The 22,115-nt window shown below is 54.4% G+C and carries 17 protein-coding genes; 10 read left to right on the top strand and 7 right to left on the bottom strand.

Annotated elements, in window-relative coordinates; all coding sequences use genetic code 11:
• Positions 1–29 precede the first annotated feature (29 nt).
• The gene (locus LPB67_RS13390) at positions 30–1,451 is read left to right on the top strand and encodes an FAD-binding oxidoreductase (RefSeq protein WP_262837757.1); all 1,422 of its coding nucleotides are present in this window, start codon (positions 30–32) and stop codon (positions 1,449–1,451) included.
• 119 nt (positions 1,452–1,570) lie between these two features.
• The gene (locus tag LPB67_RS13395; protein WP_262837758.1) at positions 1,571–2,461 is read left to right on the top strand and encodes a LysR substrate-binding domain-containing protein; all 891 of its coding nucleotides are present in this window, start codon (positions 1,571–1,573) and stop codon (positions 2,459–2,461) included.
• 10 nt (positions 2,462–2,471) lie between these two features.
• On the opposite strand, the gene LPB67_RS13400 is transcribed toward LPB67_RS13395, so the two are convergent.
• The 5 genes from LPB67_RS13400 to LPB67_RS13420 form a co-directional block, all read right to left on the bottom strand.
• On the bottom strand, positions 2,472–4,814 hold the full coding sequence (locus LPB67_RS13400; protein ID WP_262837759.1) for a putative bifunctional diguanylate cyclase/phosphodiesterase: 2,343 nt from the start codon (positions 4,812–4,814) through the stop codon (positions 2,472–2,474).
• Between the two features lie 180 nt (positions 4,815–4,994).
• Positions 4,995–5,891 carry an aldo/keto reductase family oxidoreductase gene (locus tag LPB67_RS13405; protein WP_262837762.1) on the bottom strand — a complete coding sequence of 299 codons (897 nt, stop codon included), beginning with the start codon at positions 5,889–5,891 and terminating at the stop codon, positions 4,995–4,997.
• A 67-nt stretch (positions 5,892–5,958) separates the two neighbouring features.
• Positions 5,959–7,176 carry an alanine transaminase gene (gene alaC, locus LPB67_RS13410; RefSeq protein WP_262837763.1) on the bottom strand — a complete coding sequence of 406 codons (1,218 nt, stop codon included), beginning with the start codon at positions 7,174–7,176 and terminating at the stop codon, positions 5,959–5,961.
• 97 nt (positions 7,177–7,273) lie between these two features.
• The gene (locus tag LPB67_RS13415; RefSeq protein WP_262837764.1) at positions 7,274–8,416 is read right to left on the bottom strand and encodes an anhydro-N-acetylmuramic acid kinase; all 1,143 of its coding nucleotides are present in this window, start codon (positions 8,414–8,416) and stop codon (positions 7,274–7,276) included.
• A 73-nt stretch (positions 8,417–8,489) separates the two neighbouring features.
• Positions 8,490–9,857, bottom strand: coding sequence for a M23 family metallopeptidase (locus LPB67_RS13420; protein ID WP_262837765.1), 1,368 nt, complete (start codon positions 9,855–9,857; stop codon positions 8,490–8,492).
• Between the two features lie 266 nt (positions 9,858–10,123).
• On the opposite strand from LPB67_RS13420, the gene tyrS reads away from it, so the two are divergent.
• From tyrS to LPB67_RS13435, 3 genes are read left to right on the top strand one after another with little or no spacing between them, the layout of a single operon-like run.
• A complete protein-coding gene (gene tyrS, locus LPB67_RS13425) occupies positions 10,124–11,386 on the top strand; it encodes a tyrosine--tRNA ligase (RefSeq protein ID WP_262837766.1) in 1,263 nt (420 codons plus the stop codon).
• Entirely contained in the window at positions 11,383–11,832 is a 450-nt protein-coding gene (gene dtd, locus LPB67_RS13430; RefSeq protein WP_262837767.1) for a D-aminoacyl-tRNA deacylase, read from the top strand. Before tyrS ends, dtd begins: the two co-directional genes overlap by 4 nt.
• Positions 11,833–11,839: 7 nt before the next feature.
• The gene (locus LPB67_RS13435) at positions 11,840–12,505 is read left to right on the top strand and encodes a histidine phosphatase family protein (RefSeq protein ID WP_262837768.1); all 666 of its coding nucleotides are present in this window, start codon (positions 11,840–11,842) and stop codon (positions 12,503–12,505) included.
• Between the two features lie 209 nt (positions 12,506–12,714).
• Here the strand turns inward: LPB67_RS13435 and LPB67_RS13440 are convergent, their stop codons facing one another.
• Together LPB67_RS13440 and LPB67_RS13445 are read right to left on the bottom strand one after the other, a co-directional pair.
• Positions 12,715–15,528, bottom strand: coding sequence for a M16 family metallopeptidase (locus LPB67_RS13440; RefSeq protein WP_262837769.1), 2,814 nt, complete (start codon positions 15,526–15,528; stop codon positions 12,715–12,717).
• Positions 15,529–16,021: 493 nt separating this feature from the next.
• Positions 16,022–17,398, bottom strand: a complete 1,377-nt coding sequence (locus tag LPB67_RS13445) for an NAD(P)/FAD-dependent oxidoreductase (RefSeq protein ID WP_316685227.1) — start codon at positions 17,396–17,398, stop codon at positions 16,022–16,024.
• Between the two features lie 404 nt (positions 17,399–17,802).
• Here LPB67_RS13445 and dusB point away from each other — a divergent pair, with 404 nt between their 5' ends.
• From dusB to ruvA, 5 genes are all read left to right on the top strand, one after another.
• The gene (dusB, locus tag LPB67_RS13450) at positions 17,803–18,813 is read left to right on the top strand and encodes a tRNA dihydrouridine synthase DusB (protein ID WP_262837770.1); all 1,011 of its coding nucleotides are present in this window, start codon (positions 17,803–17,805) and stop codon (positions 18,811–18,813) included.
• A 73-nt stretch (positions 18,814–18,886) separates the two neighbouring features.
• On the top strand, positions 18,887–19,120 hold the full coding sequence (locus tag LPB67_RS13455; RefSeq protein WP_262837771.1) for a helix-turn-helix domain-containing protein: 234 nt from the start codon (positions 18,887–18,889) through the stop codon (positions 19,118–19,120).
• Positions 19,121–19,255: 135 nt separating this feature from the next.
• Positions 19,256–20,821 (top strand): bifunctional phosphoribosylaminoimidazolecarboxamide formyltransferase/IMP cyclohydrolase, encoded by a 1,566-nt coding sequence (gene purH / locus LPB67_RS13460; RefSeq protein WP_262837772.1) that lies wholly within the window; start codon positions 19,256–19,258, stop codon positions 20,819–20,821.
• A gap of 87 nt (positions 20,822–20,908) precedes the next feature.
• On the top strand, positions 20,909–21,451 hold the full coding sequence (ruvC, locus tag LPB67_RS13465; protein ID WP_262837773.1) for a crossover junction endodeoxyribonuclease RuvC: 543 nt from the start codon (positions 20,909–20,911) through the stop codon (positions 21,449–21,451).
• A 77-nt stretch (positions 21,452–21,528) separates the two neighbouring features.
• Positions 21,529–22,110: a Holliday junction branch migration protein RuvA gene (ruvA, locus tag LPB67_RS13470; protein WP_262837774.1), complete on the top strand. Its 582-nt coding sequence runs from the start codon at positions 21,529–21,531 to the stop codon at positions 22,108–22,110.
• The last annotated feature ends 5 nt before the right edge of the window (positions 22,111–22,115 follow it).

Below are 22,115 nucleotides of genomic sequence, written 5' to 3' on the forward strand. Positions count from 1 at the left end.
TGGAACACTGAAATCAATTCGGGGTCATCATGAACCAGCCCGCCAGGCTCGCATCGATCAAAAAACCGCTGCCAGATGAGCTATTGCAAGCGCTCAAGAATCTGCTTGAGGATCGCTACAGCACCGCATTGGCCGTGCGCGAGCATCATGGCCGGGATGAGTCGTCCTATGACGCTATGCCGCCGGATGTCGTGGTATATGCGCACACCACCGGCGAAGTCGCGGCAATTGCCAGACTCTGCCACCACTATCAGGTACCGATGATTCCGTACGGCGCCGGCTCATCGCTGGAAGGACATATTCTGGCGCTGCGCGGCGGCGTCACGATTGACCTGTCGCAAATGAACCAGATGGTCGCAGTCCACGCAGAAGACTTGACCGCAACAGTGCAGGCCGGCGTGACCCGCAAACAATTGAATCTCGAGATCAAGGACAGCGGTTTATTTTTTCCGATTGATCCCGGCGCCGATGCCTCGATCGGCGGGATGGCAGCGACGCGCGCTTCCGGCACCAATGCAGTCCGCTACGGCACCATGCGCGACAACGTATTGGCGCTGACGGTGGTCAGCGCCGACGGCCGCATTATCCAGACCGGTTCGCGCGCCAAAAAATCGGCGGCGGGCTACGACCTGACCAGGCTCTTTGTCGGCAGCGAGGGCACGCTGGGCATCATCACCGAAGTAACCGTCAAGCTGTATCCTTTGCCGGAAGCGATTTCAGCCGCGGTATGCAGCTTTCCCAGCGCGGTCGATGCCGTCAATGCCGTGATCCAGACCATACAGATGGGTGTGCCGGTGGCACGCGTGGAATTTCTCGATGAGAACGGGGTACGTGCCATCAATGCCTATGACAAACTTAGCCTGCCGGAAAAACCCTTATTACTTTTTGAGTTCCACGGCAGCCAGCACAGCGTGCAGGAACAAGCCGGGCTGGTGCAACAGATCGCCGCCGATCACGGTGCCGACGATTTTGAGTGGGCCATGCAGCCCGAAGACCGCTCGCGCTTATGGGCGGCGCGGCACAATGCGTATTTCGCCCTGCTGCAATTACGGCCCGGAGCACGCGCCATCTCGACCGATTGCTGCGTACCGATTTCGCGGCTGGCAGAATGCATACTCGATACCCAAATCGATTGCGAACGTCACCAGCTCATTTACTCTATTATCGGTCACGTCGGCGACGGCAATTTCCACGTCTTGATGATGATTGATCCGCATGACCCTGACGAAGTCGCCACAGCAGAAGGAGTGAACAGCCGCATGGTGACACGCGCCCTGGCCATGGATGGCACTTGCACCGGCGAGCACGGCGTTGGCATGCACAAAATGGCGTTCCTGATACAAGAGCATGGCAGCGACGCGATCCAGCTGATGCGCAGCGTAAAACATGCTTTCGATCCCGACAATCTCATGAATCCCGGCAAGATTATCGCCTGGGAAGCCGATGCCTGATACGCACTGGAGCGCATTGGAGATCGATGAATTGCCAAGAAATTACCAGCGAATTGAAACTGCATTACCACTGACTTACTGAAGAATACTGCCCATCTAACGACTCACGGATCCCCATAATGGCAACACGCTTACCACCAGTACACGCCTTATCCGCATTTGAAGCCGCCGCCCGCCATGCCTCGTTCGCGGTGGCAGCAGAAGAACTATGCATCACACCCTCGGCCTTATCCCATCGCATCCGTCTGCTGGAAGAACATCTGTGCGAACGCGTATTTGTGCGCGAAGGCCGCAGCGTCACCCTGACGGAATTCGGACGCCGCTATCTCGATGTGGTGCGCAGCGCCTTGCGCACTTTGTCCGATTTTCCGCTGCCGCATAAGGCCACGCAAAAACAATTGCGCGTCAAGGTGACTTTGCCGCCGACCTTTGCGCGCTATATGTTCATGCCGCGCCTGGCCAGCTTTACAACACTCCATCCCGAGATTGAAATCGAGATTTTCTTATTCGTGCCGCTGTACGATCTGAGTCTGTCCGAGAGCGATGTCGAGATTCGTTTCGGCGCCGGGGAATATCCGAATCTGGTGACCGAAAAACTCTTTGTCGAACCGTCTTTTGCAGTCGCCAGCCCGGCCTACCTGAAAACGATTCCAGCGCTTCAAAAGCCATCCGACTTGCAGCATGCAAAACTGCTGCGCTCCGCGCTGGAGCCGTGGCAACCCTGGTTTGAAGTAGCCGGACTGGAATGGCCGGAACCCGCGACAGGTCTGCGTATCGACGATCTGGGATTACTTCTGGAAGCAGTCAAACATGGTCACGGCATCGGCCTGACGCGCCAGCATTTTGCACAAGAACTGATAGAGCGCGGTGAGGTAGTCCGTCTATTCGATACCCAACTCGCCACCCCGCCGCATGCGTATTATCTGGTGCATGAAGCACAGGCGATAATCCGCCCTGAGGTCCAGTCGTTCATTAACTGGATGCGCCAGACCTATCAATATACGACTTAGGATGACAGAATTAAGATTGCAAAACAAGGGCAGGATTTTTTTCTAGCCAGACATCGATAGGCGTAGGTCTGCAATACAAATACCCTTGCAGGCAAGCGCAACCGCTGGCGATCAAAAAATCCGCCTGCTGCTGCGTCTCTACTCCCTCGGCAACTACGCGCAATCCCAGGTGACTCGCCATCGATAAAATCGATTGGACAATCGCTGTATCGTTCGGATCGGCTGGCGTGTCGTCGACGAAACTCTTGTCAATTTTAAGTTCGTAGATAGGCAGTTTTTTTAAGTAGGCAAGACTGGAATAGCCGGTTCCAAAATCATCAATAGAAAAGCGTACGCCCAATCTGGCCAGGGTATGCATACGCTCAATAGTCTCTTGCAGATTATTGATCAACAGTCCCTCGGTCACTTCCAGCACCAGCCTGGATGCCGGCGCACCGGTCTCATGCAATACCGCAATGACCTTATCGACAAAATCGGTCTGCCTGAATTGCTTAGGACTGACATTGATCGACAAGGTCAGCGGCCAGCCTGCGCGCTCAAGGCGTAGCAAGGCCAGGCATCCCTGCAGCAAGGCCCAATCACCTAATTGCACGATCATGCCGGACTCTTCCGCAATCGGTATGAATAAAGCGGGCGAGATGGCGCCGCGCTCAGGATGCATCCAGCGCATCAGCAATTCTGCGCCTTCCGGTATTCCTTCATGATTGACCTGCGCCTGCATTACCATTTGCAGTTGATCGCCATTCAGTGCCTTGGCCAAATCCCGGGTCAGGGTCAGGCGTTGTTCTACTTCAGCCTGCATATTCGCTTCAAAAAAAGCGATTTGATTGCGCCCGGCAGCCTTGGCCCGGTTCATCGCAGTATCCGCTTCCCGCAATAAATCATCGATATTTTGCTCTGCCTTAGGGAGCAAGGTCACGCCTATGCTGCAGCCGGAGTTATAGGTCTGCCCGTCAATCTCAAACGGTTCTGCAAGCGCCGCATGAATTTTTTCGGCGACTGCTAATGCGCCTAAAGCGCCGGCGCCGATATCGCTGGCCACATTAGAGATAATCACCACAAACTCGTCGCCGCCGATACGCGCTACGGAGTCAACTTCGCGCAACAAGGTTTTGAGTCTTTGCGTCACATGCACCAGCAGGGAATCGCCTACCGCGTGGCCAAGTGCATCATTGATGTATTTGAAGTGATCCAGATCAATGCATAAGACCGCGCTGATCAAACCAGTACGGCGCGCCGTCGCCAACAAGATATCAAGCCGATCCATCATCAGGCGACGATTCGGCAAGCCTGTCAAGACATCAAAATATTCGAGTTGATATAGCTGCTGCTCAGCTTGTTTTCGTTCGGTGATGTCTCTCTCAACAGCCACCCAATGACTGGCTTGCCCTTGCTCATCGGCCAGAGGAATAATATCGGTCTCAACCCAGAACTGCTCTCCCGATTTACTGTATTTGATCAGTTCTGCATGCACCGTATCGCCTTCCTGCAAGGCAATCGTGATGCGCTTCACCTCTTGTTGCTGGGTATTCGGTCCATACAATAAGGCGACCGTTTTTCCAGAAACCTCTTCCAGCGAATACCCTGTGCGCCTCTCAAAAGCATCATTGACGAACACGATCTGATGCTCGCCCTGCTGATGCGAGCCCACATCCATGATGATGACGATATCATTCAAACGCGATAAGGCGGCGGCATTCAATCGTAGAGCGGCATTGGCCGCGCGCAAGTTTGACTGGCCGGCTTTAAGCGAGTCCGAGATGGCCAGTTGCGCATCCAGCGAACGTTCCAGCCGCTGCAGCAATACACCGCAGGAGATGGTGATCACAGAACTAATGAAGGTAAAATTCAAAGTGATCACCACCCACTGAACCAAAGGCTGGTCGCTGAGATGATCAATGTGCAGATTCGCTTGGGCAAGATAGCCGATACCAAGCATGGAAATGGCGTTGATCAACAGACCAAAGATGGCCGGACGAAAACCGATCAGCAAGGCCGTCATGACCGGGAAAGCCATCAGATAGATCTGACTGACCGGTCCCACTTTGATCAAAAACCAGATGCCGAGAATGTATAAGAGGATAAGCAAATTCCAGGCGCGGAACTTGAACGACCATTGCGGCATGCACCACAAGCATGCCACCCAGATCAATGCAACCAGATCAATCGCGACGACCGACCAGAATCCCTGTCGGATTGCTAGAGTAATGCTTGGAATTGCCGTGAGAAAGCCCAGTACCAGCGCCGTCAGCAAAATAGCGGACAAAACTTGCGCCCGCCACTGTTGCATATCGGCTTGCCCTGATCCAGGCGTCAGTACATACCGGCGAAATCGTTGCGTCAAAGTCGTCAAGCGGCCCATCCAGATAAAAAAGGAGTGAAGACACTAAGCGAGAAATCTATTGCCAAGTTGCCATTTATACTCTGAATTTCGCTTCGTTGCCATCACTTCACGTAATTTACCGCCAAGCAATGGAGTAAACCGGTTTTATCTCCCTGAAATTGTTAACCGGTCAGGTCCGCGGACACCGGTTCAATCAACGTTTTTACCTGCCGAGGCACACCACAGAGTGAACCACTGCTCACGTGTCAGATGGACCTGGGTGGCTTGCGCCGCTTCCCTGATCGCAGCAATCCGTCCGGAGCCAGTCAGCACCACCGGTCTGGCAGGATGCTGCAATATCCAGGCGATCGCCACCGTTGATGGCGATACATGCAGTTGACCGGCAACCGTCTGCAGCGCCTGACGCACCCGCAGGCCGCGCTCGCTCTCATCCGCAAACAAACGCCCACCTGCCAGAGCGGACCAGATCATCGGCGCAATGCCCAGGCGCTGGCATTGGTCCAGCGTGCCATCATGCAAAGGCGGCAAATGCATTAACGACAGCTCAACTTGATTGGTCACGATGGGAAAGCGCGACGCCAGTAATTCAAATTGCGACGGCGTGAAGTTCGAGACGCCAAAATGCCTGACCTTGCCGCTGTTTTGCAAATGCTGGAATGCCTCCGCCATCTCATCGGCATGCATCAAGGGATCGGGGCGATGTATCAGCAATAAATCGAGGGTATCGATCTGCATCTGGCGCAACGAATTTTCCGCCGAGGCGATGATATGCGCACGGCTGGTATCGTAATGCTGGATCCAGTGCGCCGGTCGTTGATCAGACACGAGTTTGATACCGCATTTGCTGACGATTTCAATTTTGTTGCGCAGATGCGGTGCGATCGCCAGCGCTTCGCCAAACAGGCGTTCGCACTGGTAATTGCCATAGATATCCGCATGATCGGTGGTGGTAATACCCAGTTCCAGCGCCTGCTCGATCAAGGTGACGCGTTGTTGCGGCGTCATATTCCAATCGGCAAGACGCCACAAGCCGAGCGCGATGCGGGAGAACTGCGAGCCTTCAAAGGAAATATTGATGCGTTGCATAGGTTTCACAAGAAAAGATTAAAAAATCCAGACGACATCCCGCCGCCTGGAATGAGCTACGACATGATCAGGCGATCAAATTATCTTCGGCAAACATCTTCTTCAGGCCGCGTAATGCCTGGCGTATCCGCGCCTCGTTCTCGATCAGCGCAAAACGTACATACTCGTCACCGTACTCACCGAATCCTATCCCCGGCGACACGCAGAGCCGGGCTTTTTCCAATACCTGCCTGGCAAATTCCAGTGAACCGAGCTGCCGATAATGCTCAGGAATATGCGCCCAAATATACATCGATGCCTTTGGCGTATCGACCATCCAGCCGAGTTCGTGCAAACCCTTGACCAGCACATCGCGACGACGCTGATACTTGTCCCGGATGTCGTTCACGCAAGCCTGATCGCCCTCCAGCGCAGCAATCGCCGCCACCTGCACCGGCGTAAAACTGCCATAGTCATGATAGCTCTTAATGCGCGCCAGAGCAGCGACCAGTTCTTTATTGCCGACCATAAAACCGATGCGCCAGCCTGCCATGTTATAGCTTTTAGACAGCGTAAAAAATTCAACCGCGACATCGCGTGCGCCTGGCACCTGCATGATAGACGGCGCTCTCCAGCCGTCAAACACGATGTCGGCATAGGCGAGATCGTGGACGACTAAAATTTGGTGCTCTTTCGCCAGTTTCACGACCCGTTCGAAGAATTCCAGCTCCACGCACTGGGCGGTCGGATTCGACGGGAAGCCGAAGATCATCATCTTCGGCTTAGGATAACTTTCACGTATCGCCCGCTCCAGTTCGGCGAAAAAATCGACGCCGGGGCTCATGCGTATTGAACGTATATCGGCCCCCGCAATCACGGCGCCGTAGATATGAATCGGATAGCTGGGATTCGGCACCAATACCGTGTCGCCTTTATCCAGCGTCGCCAGCATCAGGTGCGCCAGGCCTTCTTTGGAACCGATGGTCACAATCGCTTCTGAGTCAGGATTCAAATCCACGTCGTAGCGCGTCTTGTACCAGTGCGCAATCGCGCGTCGTAAGCGCGGTATGCCTTTGGACGCCGAATAGCCGTGCGTATCGGGACGCTGTGCCACCTCGACCAGCTTGGCGACGATATGCGGCGGCGTGGCGCCATCCGGATTGCCCATCGACATATCGATGATATCTTCGCCGCGACGGCGCGCCGCCATCTTGAGCTCGGCAGTGATATTGAAAACGTAAGGAGGAAGGCGATTGATACGGGAGAAGGAATAACCCCGTCCCGGCGGAGTAGGTATAGTTGTCATCATCATTTGTACGTAAGCGCCCGGATCCGTCCGAGCGACGTTGAAGCGATTGCTTCTGGAATGATCATAACCAGCGGCGTCAATTCCTGCAATGATTTTATGCCGGATACAAGGCACCCAGCATGCGATGCGCTTTGGCACCGGTCACTTCCGGCAAATTACCCGGCAAACCCAGCACAAATTGCTGCGCCAACCAGGCAAATGCAAGCGCTTCGACATGCTGCGGCGAAACCCCTAAATCCTCTGTCGTAGCCAGGGTAGCCGATGACTGATGGCGGCTTAATTGCGCTGCAATGCGCTGCATTAAATGCCGGTTATATGCACCGCCGCCGCAGACATACACGCTGCTCACATCCGGCGCATATGCAATGATCGCATCGACCAGAGTCTGAGCCGTGAACTCACATAAAGTCGCCTGCACATCGACCGCCGGCACGGCAGAAAACCCAGGCAATTTTGCCGCCATCCATTCAGGCCGGAACAGATCCCGTCCGGTGCTTTTCGGCGGTATCTGACGCAAGAAAGACTCATCGCATAAGGCTGCCAGCAGCGCCGTATGTACTTGCCCCTGGCGCGCCCAAGCACCGTTCCCGTCATACGTTTTCGCCTGATGTTGGGCGATCCAGGCATCCATCAGCACATTACCGGGTCCGGTGTCGAAACCGGTAGTTGCCCCGTCCGCATGCAAGATGCTGATATTGCTGATGCCGCCGATATTAGCAACCACCCGGCACTGTCCTGCCTGACCAAAAATCGCACGATGGAACGCCGGCACCAGAGGCGCACCCTGCCCGCCCGCTGCCACATCGCGGCTGCGGAAATCCGCGATCACATCGATGCCGGTCAACTCGGCCAGCAAGGCCGGATTATTGGTCTGGCGGGTATAGCCCAGCTCCGGGCGATGTCGTATGGTTTGCCCATGAACGCCAATTGCACGTATCTTTATCGGCTCAACCGGAAGCTGGCGTTGCAAGTCCGCGACACATTCCGCGTAGCGCTCAACAAGGGCATGGGCAAGCAACGACTCCCGCTGAATTTCGTTTTCACCCGATTGCTGCAAGGCCAGCACATCGGCACGCAACCCGGCGGAAAACGGCACATAGGAACTGGCGAGTAAACGCATCGCTGAATGCTGTCCATTTTCTGGCAAAACGACCGCAACGCCATCCACACCATCCAGGCTAGTACCGGACATCAAGCCGATGTATATATTGTTTGCTAGGTGATCTTTGTTAGTCATGTCTGGTGTCGTGTCGGAAAAAGAAAAAGGCCGAACGTGGGGTGTTCGGCCTTGTATTGTAATCGCAGACAAACTATCTGGATGCCAGCTTCATGGTCTCTGCCATGCGTTCTGGACGTAAGAGCGCAAAGCGATGCGACATTTCATCCGCAATATTTTTAAATCGCGGCAGATCGGCGCCCGCCAGCGGCGGCGCACTTGGTACGCTGATCGACATAGGGTCGCGCGCCTCGTTATTCACGCGGAACTCATAATGCAGATGCGGTCCGGTTGACCAACCTGTCGTGCCGACATAACCAATGACTTCGCCCTGCACCACTTTGCTGCCCTTGTGGATGCCCGGTGCAAAGCGGCTCATGTGTGCGTATGCCGTGCTGTAGTTATTCCAATGCTTGATGACCACCATATTGCCGTATCCACCGCTTGGCCCGGCGGTATCCACCACGCCGTCACCGGAAGCGCGGATGGGGGTGCCTGTGACAGCCGCAAAATCGACGCCTTTATGCGCTTTCCACTGACCGGAAATCGGATGCACCCGCATCGAGAAGCCGGACGATACCCGGGTAAATTCTAAAGGCGATTTCAGGAAGGCTTTTTTCAGGGATTTACCGTCAAAGCTATAGTAGCCGCCGCTATTCGGCGACTCGTCAAACCAGACCGACTGGAATAATTTGCCGGCATTGCTGAATTCGCCGGCCAGCACGCGGCCGGTTTTAACGAACTCGCCGTTTTGCCAGAAAGTCTCATACACGACGTTGAAATGATCGCCGCGTTGCAGGTAGCGGAAATCGACATTCGTCTCAAACATGCTGACGATCTGGGTCGCAATATTGTCCGGGATCTGCGCATCGTCGGTCGCCGCAAACAAAGAAGAGCGGATGTCGCCTGAGCGCATTTCCACGCGTTTTTCCAATTTCGCATTGGTGTCGGTAGCGATCAATTTGCCATTGGCATCGCGTGCCACTGTGATGCTGCGGGCCGGCTTGTCGTTGTTGTCCAGCAGAGTCGCCTGCAACCATTCGAGCTCGCCTTCGTCATTGGTCTGGGCGCGGACGGATTTACCGGCCCGTAATTGCATCAGGCTACGCGCCGTCGCATCGGATTTCATGAAATCGCTGGCTTCGCTGTCATCCACGCCGAGGCGCAATAACAGGGCGCTCAGGGTATCGCCGCGCAATACTTTCTCTTCGCGGATGAAATGCTGTTCGTGCTCTTCCAGGGCGGCGATTTGTTCGTCAAGCTTGGGCAAATCGAGTTGTTGAGTGATTTTCTTGACTGGCAGGTCAGACGCATCGGGGGCCAGAGGTGCCACACCGACTGCACCAAAAGCGCACACCGCCAAAAATAATCCGCACACCGAAACGATACGCGAGGTGCGCGTGGTGCCGAACAACAGCCTGCTGCCAGAAGTTAAATGATGGAATTTATCTGATAGACGCATGCAATAAGTTAAAATTCACTGTTTTTACCGACATGATTCAGCTCATTCAGATGAAAAGAATGTTGTCGATGTGATTGATCATTAAATAATTGATCCCACATTTTCGTGAAAAACAATTACTTATTATTTCTTTACTACCGAATTCTGTCGCAATTAAAAAGTTCGCGTGATTATAGCAAAGCCTTTTTCAAGCAATCGCTGATTATGGATGCGCAGCCCTCATTCAACCAGCAGTGTTACAAAAAATTGATGTATAAAAAATCAACATGACTTCTACCCAGACTAACGCCAACACTCTCAAATCCACCACTGCCGTCTTGCCTTTGTCCGACGCCGTGCAGCATGCGCTGGCCGTGACCAAACGCGGTGTCGATGAACTCCTGATCGAATCCGAATTTGCCCAGAAACTCGCCCGCAGTGAGCAATCCGGCAAGCCATTGCGCATCAAGCTCGGCCTCGATCCGACTGCACCGGATTTGCACCTGGGTCACACGGTGGTGCTGAACAAGATGCGTCAGTTGCAAGATTTAGGCCATAACGTGATTTTCCTGATCGGCGACTTTACCTCGATGATCGGCGACCCGTCGGGACGCAATGCCACACGTCCGCCGCTGACCCGCGAACAGATAGAAGAGAACGCGCAAACTTACTTCAAGCAAGCCAGTCTGGTCTTGGACCCGGCGAAAACCGAGATCCGCTACAACTCAGAATGGTGCGATCCGCTCGGTGCGCGCGGCATGATTCAGTTGTCTTCCAAATACACGGTGGCACGCATGATGGAACGCGATGATTTCACCAAGCGCTTTAAAGCGGGCACGCCGATCTCTATCCATGAATTCTTGTATCCCTTAATGCAAGGCTATGATTCGGTCGCCCTGCATTCGGATCTGGAACTCGGTGGAACCGATCAAAAATTCAATCTCTTGGTTGGCCGTGAATTGCAAAAAGATTACGGGCAAGAGCCGCAATGCATCTTGACCATGCCTTTGCTCGAAGGTCTGGACGGCGTTGAAAAAATGTCCAAGTCCAAGAACAACTACATTGCGATTACCGAACCTGCCAACACCATGTTCGCCAAGGTCATGAGCATCTCCGACAGCATGATGTGGCGTTACTACGAGCTGTTGTCGTTCTGCTCGCTGGAGCAAATCGCCTCGTATAAAAAAGCGGTCGCGGAAGGCCAGAATCCGCGTGACATCAAGGTCGCGATTGCACAAGAGATCGTGACGCGCTTCCACTCCAGACAGGCGGCGGAAGATGCGCTGGCCGATTTCGTGAATCGTTCCAAAGGCGGGATTCCGGATGATGTAGCGGAACTTAGCCTGAGCGGTGCGCCGGTTGCCGTCGCCCAGCTACTGAAGCAAGCCAATCTCTGTCCATCGACCTCCGATGCGATGCGCATGATCGATCAAGGCGGCGTGCGTCTGGATGGCGCCGTCATCAGCGATAAGGCGCTGAAGATTGAAGCGGGCACCTTCGTGCTGCAAGTCGGCAAACGCAAATTCGCCAAAATCACTTTGTCTGCATGATCGCCTTACTGCAACGTGTGACCGAAGCCAAAGTCGTGGTCGATGGCACTATCGTCGGTGCGATCGAGGCCGGTCTGCTGGTCTTGCTGTGCGCAGAGCGCGGCGACAGCGAAGCGCAGGCCGATGCCTTGCTCAAAAAATTGCTGGCGTATCGCGTATTCTCCGATGAGGCCGGCAAGATGAACCGCAGTCTGACCGACACCAAAGGCGGCTTGCTGCTGGTGCCGCAATTCACCCTGGCGGCAGACACGAATTCCGGCACGCGCCCTTCGTTCACGCCCGCCGCAGCACCGGAGACAGGCAAGCGCCTCTTCGATTATGTGGTACAGCAAGCGAGCTTGAAACATGCGCCAGTCGCCACCGGTCAATTCGGCGCCGACATGCAAGTCTCGCTGAACAATGACGGCCCGGTCACCTTCTGGCTCACCAGCAAGCCAACATCCTAGAAATCCCATGACAGAAATCCTCCTGATACGCCACGGCGAAACCGCCTGGAACGCAGTGCGCCGCCTGCAAGGTCATCTCGACATTCCACTGAATGCCGAAGGTACCCGCCAGGCCAAAGCGCTGGCGTGGGCTTTGCAGAATGAAAAGCTCGATGCCATCGTCTCCAGCGACTTGCAACGCGCAGTCCAGACCGCCGGTGAAATCGCCCGGCTGCAAGGCCTCAGCACCCGCATTGATGTCGGTTTGCGCGAACGTTGCTTCGGCGGATTTGAAGGCCTGCTATATAGCGAGATTCCCTATCAGTTTCCGGCAGCGTATGCAGCCTGGCAATCGCGCGACCCCGATGCGCCGTTTCCGCCGGGCGAGAATCAAGGCGAAACCATACGCCAGTTCCACCAGCGCGTGATCACGCATATCCTGCATTACGGCAAACAATTCGAAGGTAAAAAAATCGCCCTGGTCGCGCACGGCGGCGTACTCGAATGCGCATATCGCGCCGCCAAAAATTTGCCGCTGAATGCGCCGCGCGATGTCACCATCTACAACGCCAGCATCAATCGTTTCCGCTACGATGCCACATTGCCGAATGGCCTGGAATTATTGTCCTGGGGCGACATTGCGCATCTCGATGCCGATGCGATCGATGAAATCAATCAAAGCAATCGCAACTAGGTTCCGCAGTATCCATGCGGCTTGCAGGACCAAATCGCGCCAGCAGGCGCATCCAGTCTGCGGCTTCAATCTAGGGAACCTCTACATGATGGTAAGCAGCTTGCTGTTTTGCGTAAGTCCAAACAATAAAAAAAGCAGAACCCGGTGTCGGGTTCTGCCTTGTTGCATGCGACATGATTGACAGCATGTCGGCATCGACTCACTAGCGCTTATTTCGCAGCAGCGTCTTTCTCTGTTTTGGCAAAATCGCCTGCGCTGATCACAGAGACATTGGCCGGTTTCAGGTTTTGACGTAAAGCCTCGTTGACTTGTGCCAGTGTCAATGCGGCGACTTTGGCTTCCAGGTCTTTATCGAACGCCATGGTGCGGTCAATGGTCAGGTAGCTTGCCAGGCGGCGGGCCAGTGAAGCATCTTGGGTACGCACGACTTCGGCCGACTGCTTCCAGCCTTTTTTGGCTTCGGCTAATTCGTCTTCGGTGAAGCCTTCGCTGACTGCTTTTTGCACTTCTTCACGCAATGCGGCTTCGACCTTGGCGGTGTTTTGCGGCGCGCTGATGGCGTAGGCTAACCACAGTGCGGTCGGGTCGAGTGCCGGTGCGCTGAATTGCGAACCGACGCCGTAGGACAGGCCTTCTTTTTGACGGATACGATCTGCCAGACGGCTGCGCAGTGCGCCGCCGCCCAGCATGTGGTTGGCCATCAATAAAGCAGGATACATCTCGGCGCTGTCCTTCATCGCCAAAGGATGGATCGCCAGCATGAAGCTATTCGCCTTGTCCGGTGTTTTCAGGGCGATTTTGGCACCCGCCACCGGTTTCATCACACCCGGAATACGCACATAGGCTTGTGGTGATTTCCAGCTATCAAACAGCTTGCCCAACTGCGCCTTCAAGGCAACGGCATCAAAATCGCCGACGGCAGAGATAACCGCATTGTTCGCGCCGTAAAATGCGGCGTGAAAGGCTTTCACCTCCTCTAACTTGACTGCCTTGGTATCGGCCAATTGATCTTGCAATGTGCCGACATGGCGTACATGACCGGCCGGGGTTGCATCGATCAGGCGCGACATGCTGTTCGATGCCAGCGGTTGAGGCTCAGGAATATTTTGCTCGGCGCGGTTGATGGCTTCCAGTTGCTTCTCCTGGAATTCTTTTGCCGGGAAAGCAGGCTTCTTCAAGACCTCGGCCAACAGATCCAGCGTCGCTGGCAAATTCTCGCGGGTGGTGGTGATGGCGGCACTGACGCCCTCTGCATTGCCGCTAATGCTGACCTGGGCTTTGAGTTTGTCGAAAGCGTCTTTGATCTCTTCGCGTGTCATGCGATCGGTGCCGCTCATCAGCATGCTGGCGGCAAACTGACCCGCTTGCGCTTTGCCGTGCAGGCTCTCATCGGCACCTAAGCGCAATTGCATTACGACGCTGACGGTAGCGCCCTTGGTTTTTTTCGACAGCAGGGCCGCTTTCATCCCACCGGGCAAGGTGAAGCGCTGGGTACGCGCTTCGATATTCGCCGGGCTTGGATCAAAGGCTTCGCCTTGCGCCACGACAGCACGGCCGGCATAGTCTTTGACCATCGCCATGACATCGGGCTTGCCCGGCACTTCGGTGCGATCAACCGTGTCCGTCGGGATGAAACGACCCAGCGTGCGATTGGTCGCTTTCAGATATTTGATGGCGGCGGCCTGCACTGCGGCGGCATCGACTTTTTCCATCTGGTCGCGCTGCAAGAAGAACAGGCGCCAGTCGCCTGCCGCCATCGATTCTGTCAGCGCAATCGTCAGGCGTGCCGTATCTGCGGTTGCGAGTTCGATGGTCTTATTGATTTGCTGCTTCGCACGGGCGACTTCGGCATCGGTGATCGGTTGCGACTTCAGATCTTCCAGGACTTTCAACATCGCGTCCTGGGTCTGATCGAGATTGCCGTCTTTGGCGACTACCGCGCCGAAGATGCGATAGCCGGGCTCTAAATTACTGACCGCTTCGTAATCGACTTTGGTTGCAAGTTTGGTTTCGACCAGCGCTTTGTGCAAACGACCGCTCGGGGCATCGACCAGAATCCGGCCAAGGATATTCAAGGCGACCGCATCGGGATGCGCCGACGGCGCCACGTGGTAACCGGCGCCGACGAATTGCGTACCGCCGCTGCGACGCACCGTCACTGCGCGTTCGCCATCTTGGGTTGGCTCTGCGGTGTAGGTCGGCTGAAGCACGCGCTTCGGCTTGGGAATGCGGCCGAACAGTTCATTGACTTGCTTAAGAATCTTCGCTTCGTCGAAACGACCGGCGATCATCAGCACGGCATTATCGGGCTGGTAGTAATTTTTGTAGAAAGCACGCAGGCGCGGGATATTCACTTGCTCAATGTCGGAGCGCGCGCCTATCGTCGATTTACCGTAGTTATGCCAGTCGTAGGCAACCGCCTGGATGCGCTCGGTAGTCACGCCGATAGGGTCGCTCTCGCCCATTTCGAACTCGTTGCGCACCACGGTCATTTCGCCTTTATTAGTCTTGGGATTCCACAGATCGTTTTGATCGATGGCGGCATTCACCATGCGGTCCGCTTCCATCGCCAGCATCTGGCGCAGATTGTCTTCATTGGCCGGGAAAGTCGCGTAGTAATTGGTGCGGTCGTACCAGGTGGTGCCGTTGAATTGCGCGCCGGTCGAATTCAGAATTTCTACCGGGGTCCGTGTACCTTTTTTAACGCCGAAATTCGCACTTGGCTTGAACAGTAAATGCTCCAGCAAATGCGCCATCCCGGTTTCGCCGTAGTTCTCATGACGCGAGCCCACCATATAGATCATATTGGTGGTCAGGGTCGGCTTACTGGCATCCGGGAACAACAGCACGCGCATGCCGTTGGCCAGGCGATACTCAGTCAGGCCTTCGACTGAGGTGACTTTCACCGCAGCGGCAACCGGGCCGCTTTTGATTTGTGGGGCAGTTTCAACAGGGGGCGCAGCATAGCCTAAACCCGGGGACAGGATGCCAGCGCTGAGCATGAGTACAGTAAGCAATTTCACGGAGTGTTTTCCTTTAAAAAGAACCGAAGTTGCAAAATAGATCATAATGTTATTTTTTGCAATGAAGATTGATATTGAAATTAAATTGCGATGATTAATTTTGTTTTTATCCGGGTTCGGCGAATAAAGTTGGCACTCTTTGTGTGGGGCTGATGAACCGAAGATGGGGGACTGCAGATTTTTTCTGCATCTCATTGAAGCGCGAGTGAAGGCAATTTTTCGATGAATGAGGGATTTGCTCCGATGAAGCCGTATTCAATATAGTCAATATGCAGGAAATACTCCCCCGCAATACTGGCGCGCCTTCCCGAAGCTTTTCATGCCGGAAGGCGCACCAGTATTGCGGGATTACTTTTGGGAACTTCTAAAAACCCTTTAATCGAGATGCAGCGCTAGCCACAAAACGCAGCAATACGTCGGTATTGCGAGGCTTTGTAACGACGCGATGCGCTCGAGTATGAGGTTTTTAGAAGTTACCTTTTCAAATTCCTGATCAGTGCAACTTGATGCGCGGATTGCGGACCCGGTCAATGGTCTCCGCCCAGGTTGACAGCCAGGTGTGGAATAAGCCGTTCACCGCGACTTGGTGGTGCTTGTGCAGCGACCAGTACATCCACTTGGCGATCGTTCCCTCGATGAATACCGAGCCGCTGGCCAGCGCGCCCATCAAGCTGCCGACCGTGCTGTAGTTGCCGAGCGATACCAGCGAGCCGTGATCTTTATAGGTGAATTCTTTCAGCGATTTTCCTTGCAGCATTCTGGCTAAAGAATCGGCCAGCATGCTTGCCTGCTGATGTGCCGATTGCGCGCGCGGTGGCACCGCAGGCTGTCCCTCGCCTTGCGGACAGGCGCAACAATCGCCGAGCGCAAAGATCGATGGATCGCGCGTGGTTTGTAAATAACGATTCACCACCAGTTGATTGATGCGGTTGCTTTCCAGGCCGTCCAGGTCTTTTAAAAATTCCGGCGCTTTGATTCCCGCGGCCCATACCACGATGCCGCTGGGAATGAACTTGCCGCTGGACATGCCGACGCCTTCTTTGCTGACCGCGACGACTTTCTCATTGGTGTGAATTTCGATGGCGATACTGCGCAATTCTTTGGCGACGGCGGCGGATAAGCGTTCGGGCAGCATTTGCAGTAAGCGCGGCGCGGCATCGACGATGACGATCTTCAGGTCTTTTTCAGGATGGAAATTCAGCAAGCCATAGCTGGATAAAATCTTGGTGGTCATGTGCAATTCCGCCGCCAATTCGACCCCGGTTGCACCGCCGCCGATAATCGTGACTGTGAAACGGCCCTCACCCGCAGCCTGCGCTTGCGTCTGCGCGCGCAGACAGCAATTGATCAGTTTTTGATGGAAGCGTTCGGCAGCCGCGAGCGAATCGAGCATGATGCAATTCTCCCGCGCACCGGGCGTGCCAAAATCGTTGGTCTGGCTACCGAGCGCCAGCACCAGGCTGTCGTAGGCAATTGCCTGGCGCGGCAATAATTCGCTGCCGTCTTCATCATGGGTCGCGGTCAGATAGATTTCTTTTTTATCGCGGGATAAACCATCCATGCGCCCCAGCCGGAATTCAAAATGATTGGAGCGCGCCAAGGCAAAATATTCACGCTCGTCGGCATGACTATCCAGCGTCCCTGCAGCAACCTGGTGCAACAGGGGTTTCCACAAATGGGTACGGCTGGCATCCACCAGCGTGATCACGGCTTTCTTTTTCTTGCCGAGTTTTTTGCCCAATCTGACGGCGAGTTCCAGACCGCCGGCACCGCCGCCGACGATGGTGATTCTGTGCAAGCCATCTGGTTGATGATCTTGCCGGTTCTTTTGCTGACTGTCTTGCGGACTGCTTTGCAGATGATTACTCACGACCACTCCTTAAAGTTTAAAACGTATTTCACCTTTGACCTTCAGGCTTGCGATGACGCGCAGTGCCAGCACCGATCAGTGGAGAGATACGCTCTGGCCGCACGACAAATCCGTGTTACCGGAAATGATTGACTAAAGCGGTTAAGTGAGCGATCTGAATAGAACTAACAGCAATATACACAAACTCGGATGGCGATTGGTTTCTCAGCAACACAAGCGGCGTAATTTGAATAACAAGTCCAAAATAAGCTATTAGCGAATAGGCATGGATAGATAAAAATATTCTGCCCAACATTGCGATAAATTGCTAATTATTTAGGCACAATTCAGGTAGAATACCCATCCTTGTCGCGTCCATTCGCGACTCCCCCTATCCGCATCATCCATCAAACCCAGTTCACGCTATGCAAATCGGCCCTCACCAATTGCGGAATAATCTTTTTGTCGCGCCGATGGCCGGTGTGACCGACAGACCTTTCCGCCAGCTGTGTAAAGAGCTGGGTGCAGGTTATGCCGTCTCTGAAATGGCGGCGTCGAATCCCAAATTGTGGGATACCGAAAAATCCTCGCGCCGCACCAATCACGAAGGCGAGATGGAACCCAAGGCGGTGCAGATCGCCGGCGCCGATCCCAAAATGCTGGCGGAATGCGCAAAACATAATGTCGATCGGGGCGCACAGATCATCGATATCAATATGGGATGCCCGGTCAAGAAAGTGTGCAATGCCTGGTGCGGCTCGGCCCTGTTGCAACACGAAAAACTCGTGGCAGAGATTCTCGATGCGGTGGTCAAAGCAGTTGATGTGCCGGTGACCTTGAAGTTCCGCACCGGCTGGGATCGTGCCAATAAAAATGCCTTGAATATTGCCCGCATCGCCGAGTCGGCAGGGATTGCCATGCTGACCTTGCATGGCCGCACGCGTGCCGATGGCTACAAGGGCGATGCTGAATACGAGACGATTGCCGCGGTCAAGGCGGCAGTCAATATTCCGGTGGTCGCGAATGGCGATATCACGACGCCTGAAAAAGCCAAATACGTTTTACAAGTCACCGGCGCTGACGCGATCATGATCGGTCGGGCTGCGCAAGGTCGCCCCTGGATCTTCCGCGAAATAGATTATTTCCTCAAAACAGGGAGCTATTTGCCGCCGCCGTTGGTATCCGAGGTCAGCCGCCTGATGGATGAGCATTTGCGGGCGCATTACGCTTTCTATGGCGAATTCATGGGGGTGCGTACCGCGCGCAAGCATATCGGCTGGTATGTGCAGGACTTGATTGGCGGTGAAGAATTTCGTCAGGAAATGAATTTATTGACCTCGTGCGAGGATCAGTTAGATGCAGTAAAAATGTTTTTTGATCGTCAGGTCGGCGAGCGGTTACAATACCGCCCCTCCGAAGAAAAGTTGGCCGCATAAGCCTCCCTGCATTCCAAAAGAGTGACAGGCAAATGATTCAATAATCAATCCGTACTGATAGAAAAATACAAGCATGAGCAAAGATAGCATTCAAGAAGCCGTTCACAAAAATCTGGAAAAATATTTCCGTGATCTGGGTGAACAACCAGCCTCCAATATTTACGACATGGTGGTCCTGGCAGTAGAAAAACCTATGCTGGAAATGGTCATGAGCCGAGCGGATAGCAATCAGTCGCAAGCAGCAGATATGCTGGGCATCAATCGCAATACTTTACGTAAAAAATTACAGCAGCACGGCTTGCTGTAACAGCCAGCCGCAGCGCGATGCAGATCGCGCGCCGCATTGGATCCGTCGCTGGCCTGCTACTGAGCTGTCACCGTCTTTAGTCTGCCATTGAGTAGCAAATAGTACCGAATTCTTTCACTTCACAAGCCCATCATCATGATCAAACAAGCTCTCATCTCCGTCTCCGACAAGACCGGCATTCTTGAGTTCGCACGTGCGCTGTCCGGCATGGGCGTCAAGTTATTGTCCACCGGCGGCACGGCAAAACTTTTGGCCGACAACGGTCTGCCAGTGACTGAAGTTGCTGACTACACCGGTTTCCCTGAGATGCTCGACGGTCGTGTCAAGACTTTGCATCCGAAAGTACACGGCGGCATTCTGGCGCGCCGTGATTTTCCTGAGCATGTGGCAGCCTTAGAAAAACACGGCATCCCGACCATCGACATGGTGGTGGTGAATCTGTACCCGTTCCAGCAGACGGTTGCCAAAGCCGAATGCTCGTTAGAAGATGCGATTGAAAACATCGATATCGGTGGCCCGACCATGTTGCGCTCTTCCGCCAAGAATCATAAAGATGTGGTCGTGATCGTCGATCCCAGCGATTACCAGGTCGTGCTGGATGAGATGAAGACGAATCAGAACGTGGTCAGCTACGACACTAAATTCACCTTGGCGAAAAAAGTGTTCGCCCACACCGCGCAATACGATGGCGCGATCACGAATTATCTGACCAGTCTTGGCGAAGATAAGGCACATGCCACTCGCAGCAGCTATCCGCAAACCCTGAACCTGCATTTCGAAAAAGTACAGGAAATGCGGTACGGCGAAAATCCGCATCAGTCAGCCGCGTTCTACCGCGACCTGCTTACCCTGGATGGCTCGCTGGCGAACTACCGGCAGCTGCAAGGCAAGGAACTGTCTTACAACAACATCGCAGACGCCGATGCGGCCTGGGAATGCGTAAAATCATTTGCGGAATCGGCCTGCGTGATCGTCAAGCATGCCAATCCATGCGGCGTGGCATTGGGTGCGACACCATTTGAAGCCTATAGCAAAGCCCTGCAAACGGATCCGACTTCTGCATTCGGCGGCATCATCGCCTTCAACCGCGAACTCGATGGCAAGGCTGCCGAGATCGTCGCGAAGCAATTTGTTGAAGTATTGATCGCGCCGTCCTTCACGGCAGAAGCCAAACAGATTTTTGCGGCCAAACAAAATGTGCGCCTGCTAGAAATCTCTCTGGGTAAAGGCATCAATACCTATGATCTGAAACGCGTCGGTGGCGGCCTGCTGGTGCAAGCACCGGATGCTAAAAATGTAGCCCCGGAAGAGTTGCGCGTGGTTTCGAAATTACAACCAACGCCACAGCAAATGGCCGACATGATGTTCGCATGGCGCGTCGCCAAGTTCGTCAAATCCAATGCGATCGTATTCTGCGGCAATGGCATGACACTCGGTGTAGGTGCGGGTCAGATGAGCCGCATTGATTCTGCACGCATCGCATCGATCAAAGCGCAAAACGCTGGTTTGACGCTGGCTGGCTCGGCCGTCGCATCCGATGCCTTCTTCCCGTTCCGCGACGGCCTCGATGTGGTCGTCGATGCAGGCGCGACTTGCGTAATCCATCCGGGCGGCTCTATGCGCGATCAGGAAGTGATCGATGCGGCGGATGAACGCGGCGTCGTCATGGTTTACACTGGTACGCGTCATTTCCGTCATTGATACAACGCTGATGCCACTCTTCAAAAATCACTCTGTGCAAGTCGCTATAGTAGCGTCTTCATGTGGTCGATTTTTGGAGGTGCTGCGATGAAAATTCTCGGCATCGACCCAGGCCTGCGCACCACGGGCTTTGGCGTCATCCTTAAGCAAGGCAGCAAACTCAGTTACATCGCTTCCGGCACCATCAAAACGGCGGATGAATCCTTACCGGAACGCCTCAAGACCATTTTGCTCGGCGTCTCTGAAATCATCAAAACCTACCAGCCCGATTGTGCGGCGGTGGAAAAGGTCTTCGTCAACGTCAACCCACAATCAACGCTATTGCTCGGACAGGCGCGCGGTGCGGCGATTTGCGCCCTGGTGAGTGCCGACCTGGCGGTGGCAGAATATACTGCGCTGCAGGTCAAGCAAGGCGTGGTCGGCCACGGCAAAGCGAAAAAAGAACAGGTACAAGACATGGTGCAGCGCCTGCTGAGTTTATCCGGCATGCCCAGTAGCGACGCGGCTGATGCGCTGGGCGTAGCGATTTGTCATGCCCATAGCGGCGACACTTTAGCGATGCTGGGCAAGCTTGCGCCCGCTTTGGCAAAAAAAGGTTTGCGCGTACGCGCCGGACGCTTGATAGGATAAGGTATCATTACTGCTTATTTATACAGTAATGCGCATCTTCATCTTCGTTTCAAGTAAAGCTAGCCAAAAGGGCCACCATGATAGGTCGTATCGCAGGGACTCTGCTCGAAAAAAATCCTCCACAATTATTGGTAGACTGCCAGGGCGTCGGCTATGAAGTCGATGTGCCGATGAGCACGTTTTATAACCTGCCCGCTCTCGGCGAGAAAGTCGTTTTATTGACCCATCTGGCGATACGTGAAGATGCGCATGTCTTGTTCGGCTTCGGCAGCGCAGAAGAACGCAGCACCTTTCGCCAGTTGATCAAAATCAGCGGCGTCGGCGCACGCACGGCCCTCTCCATTTTATCGGGCATGTCGGTCAGCGATCTGGCGCAAGCGATTACCTTGCAAGAGGCCGGAAGACTGACGCGCGTACCAGGTATCGGCAAGAAAACGGCAGAACGTCTGTTACTGGAGTTAAAAGGTAAACTCGGTGCCGATATCGGCGCAGTAGCAGGCGGCTCCCATGTAGCGGATCATCAGTCGGATATCCTGAACGCCCTTCTGGCTTTAGGCTATTCAGATAAGGAAGCACTGTTGGCGCTGAAGGCTTTGCCAGCGGGTACCGGTGTTTCTGACGGCATCAAGTTAGCCTTAAAGTCCCTGTCGAAAAGTTAATCGAT

This window comes from Undibacterium sp. Jales W-56 (assembly GCF_025548535.1).
Lineage (GTDB): Bacteria > Pseudomonadota > Gammaproteobacteria > Burkholderiales > Burkholderiaceae_D > Undibacterium.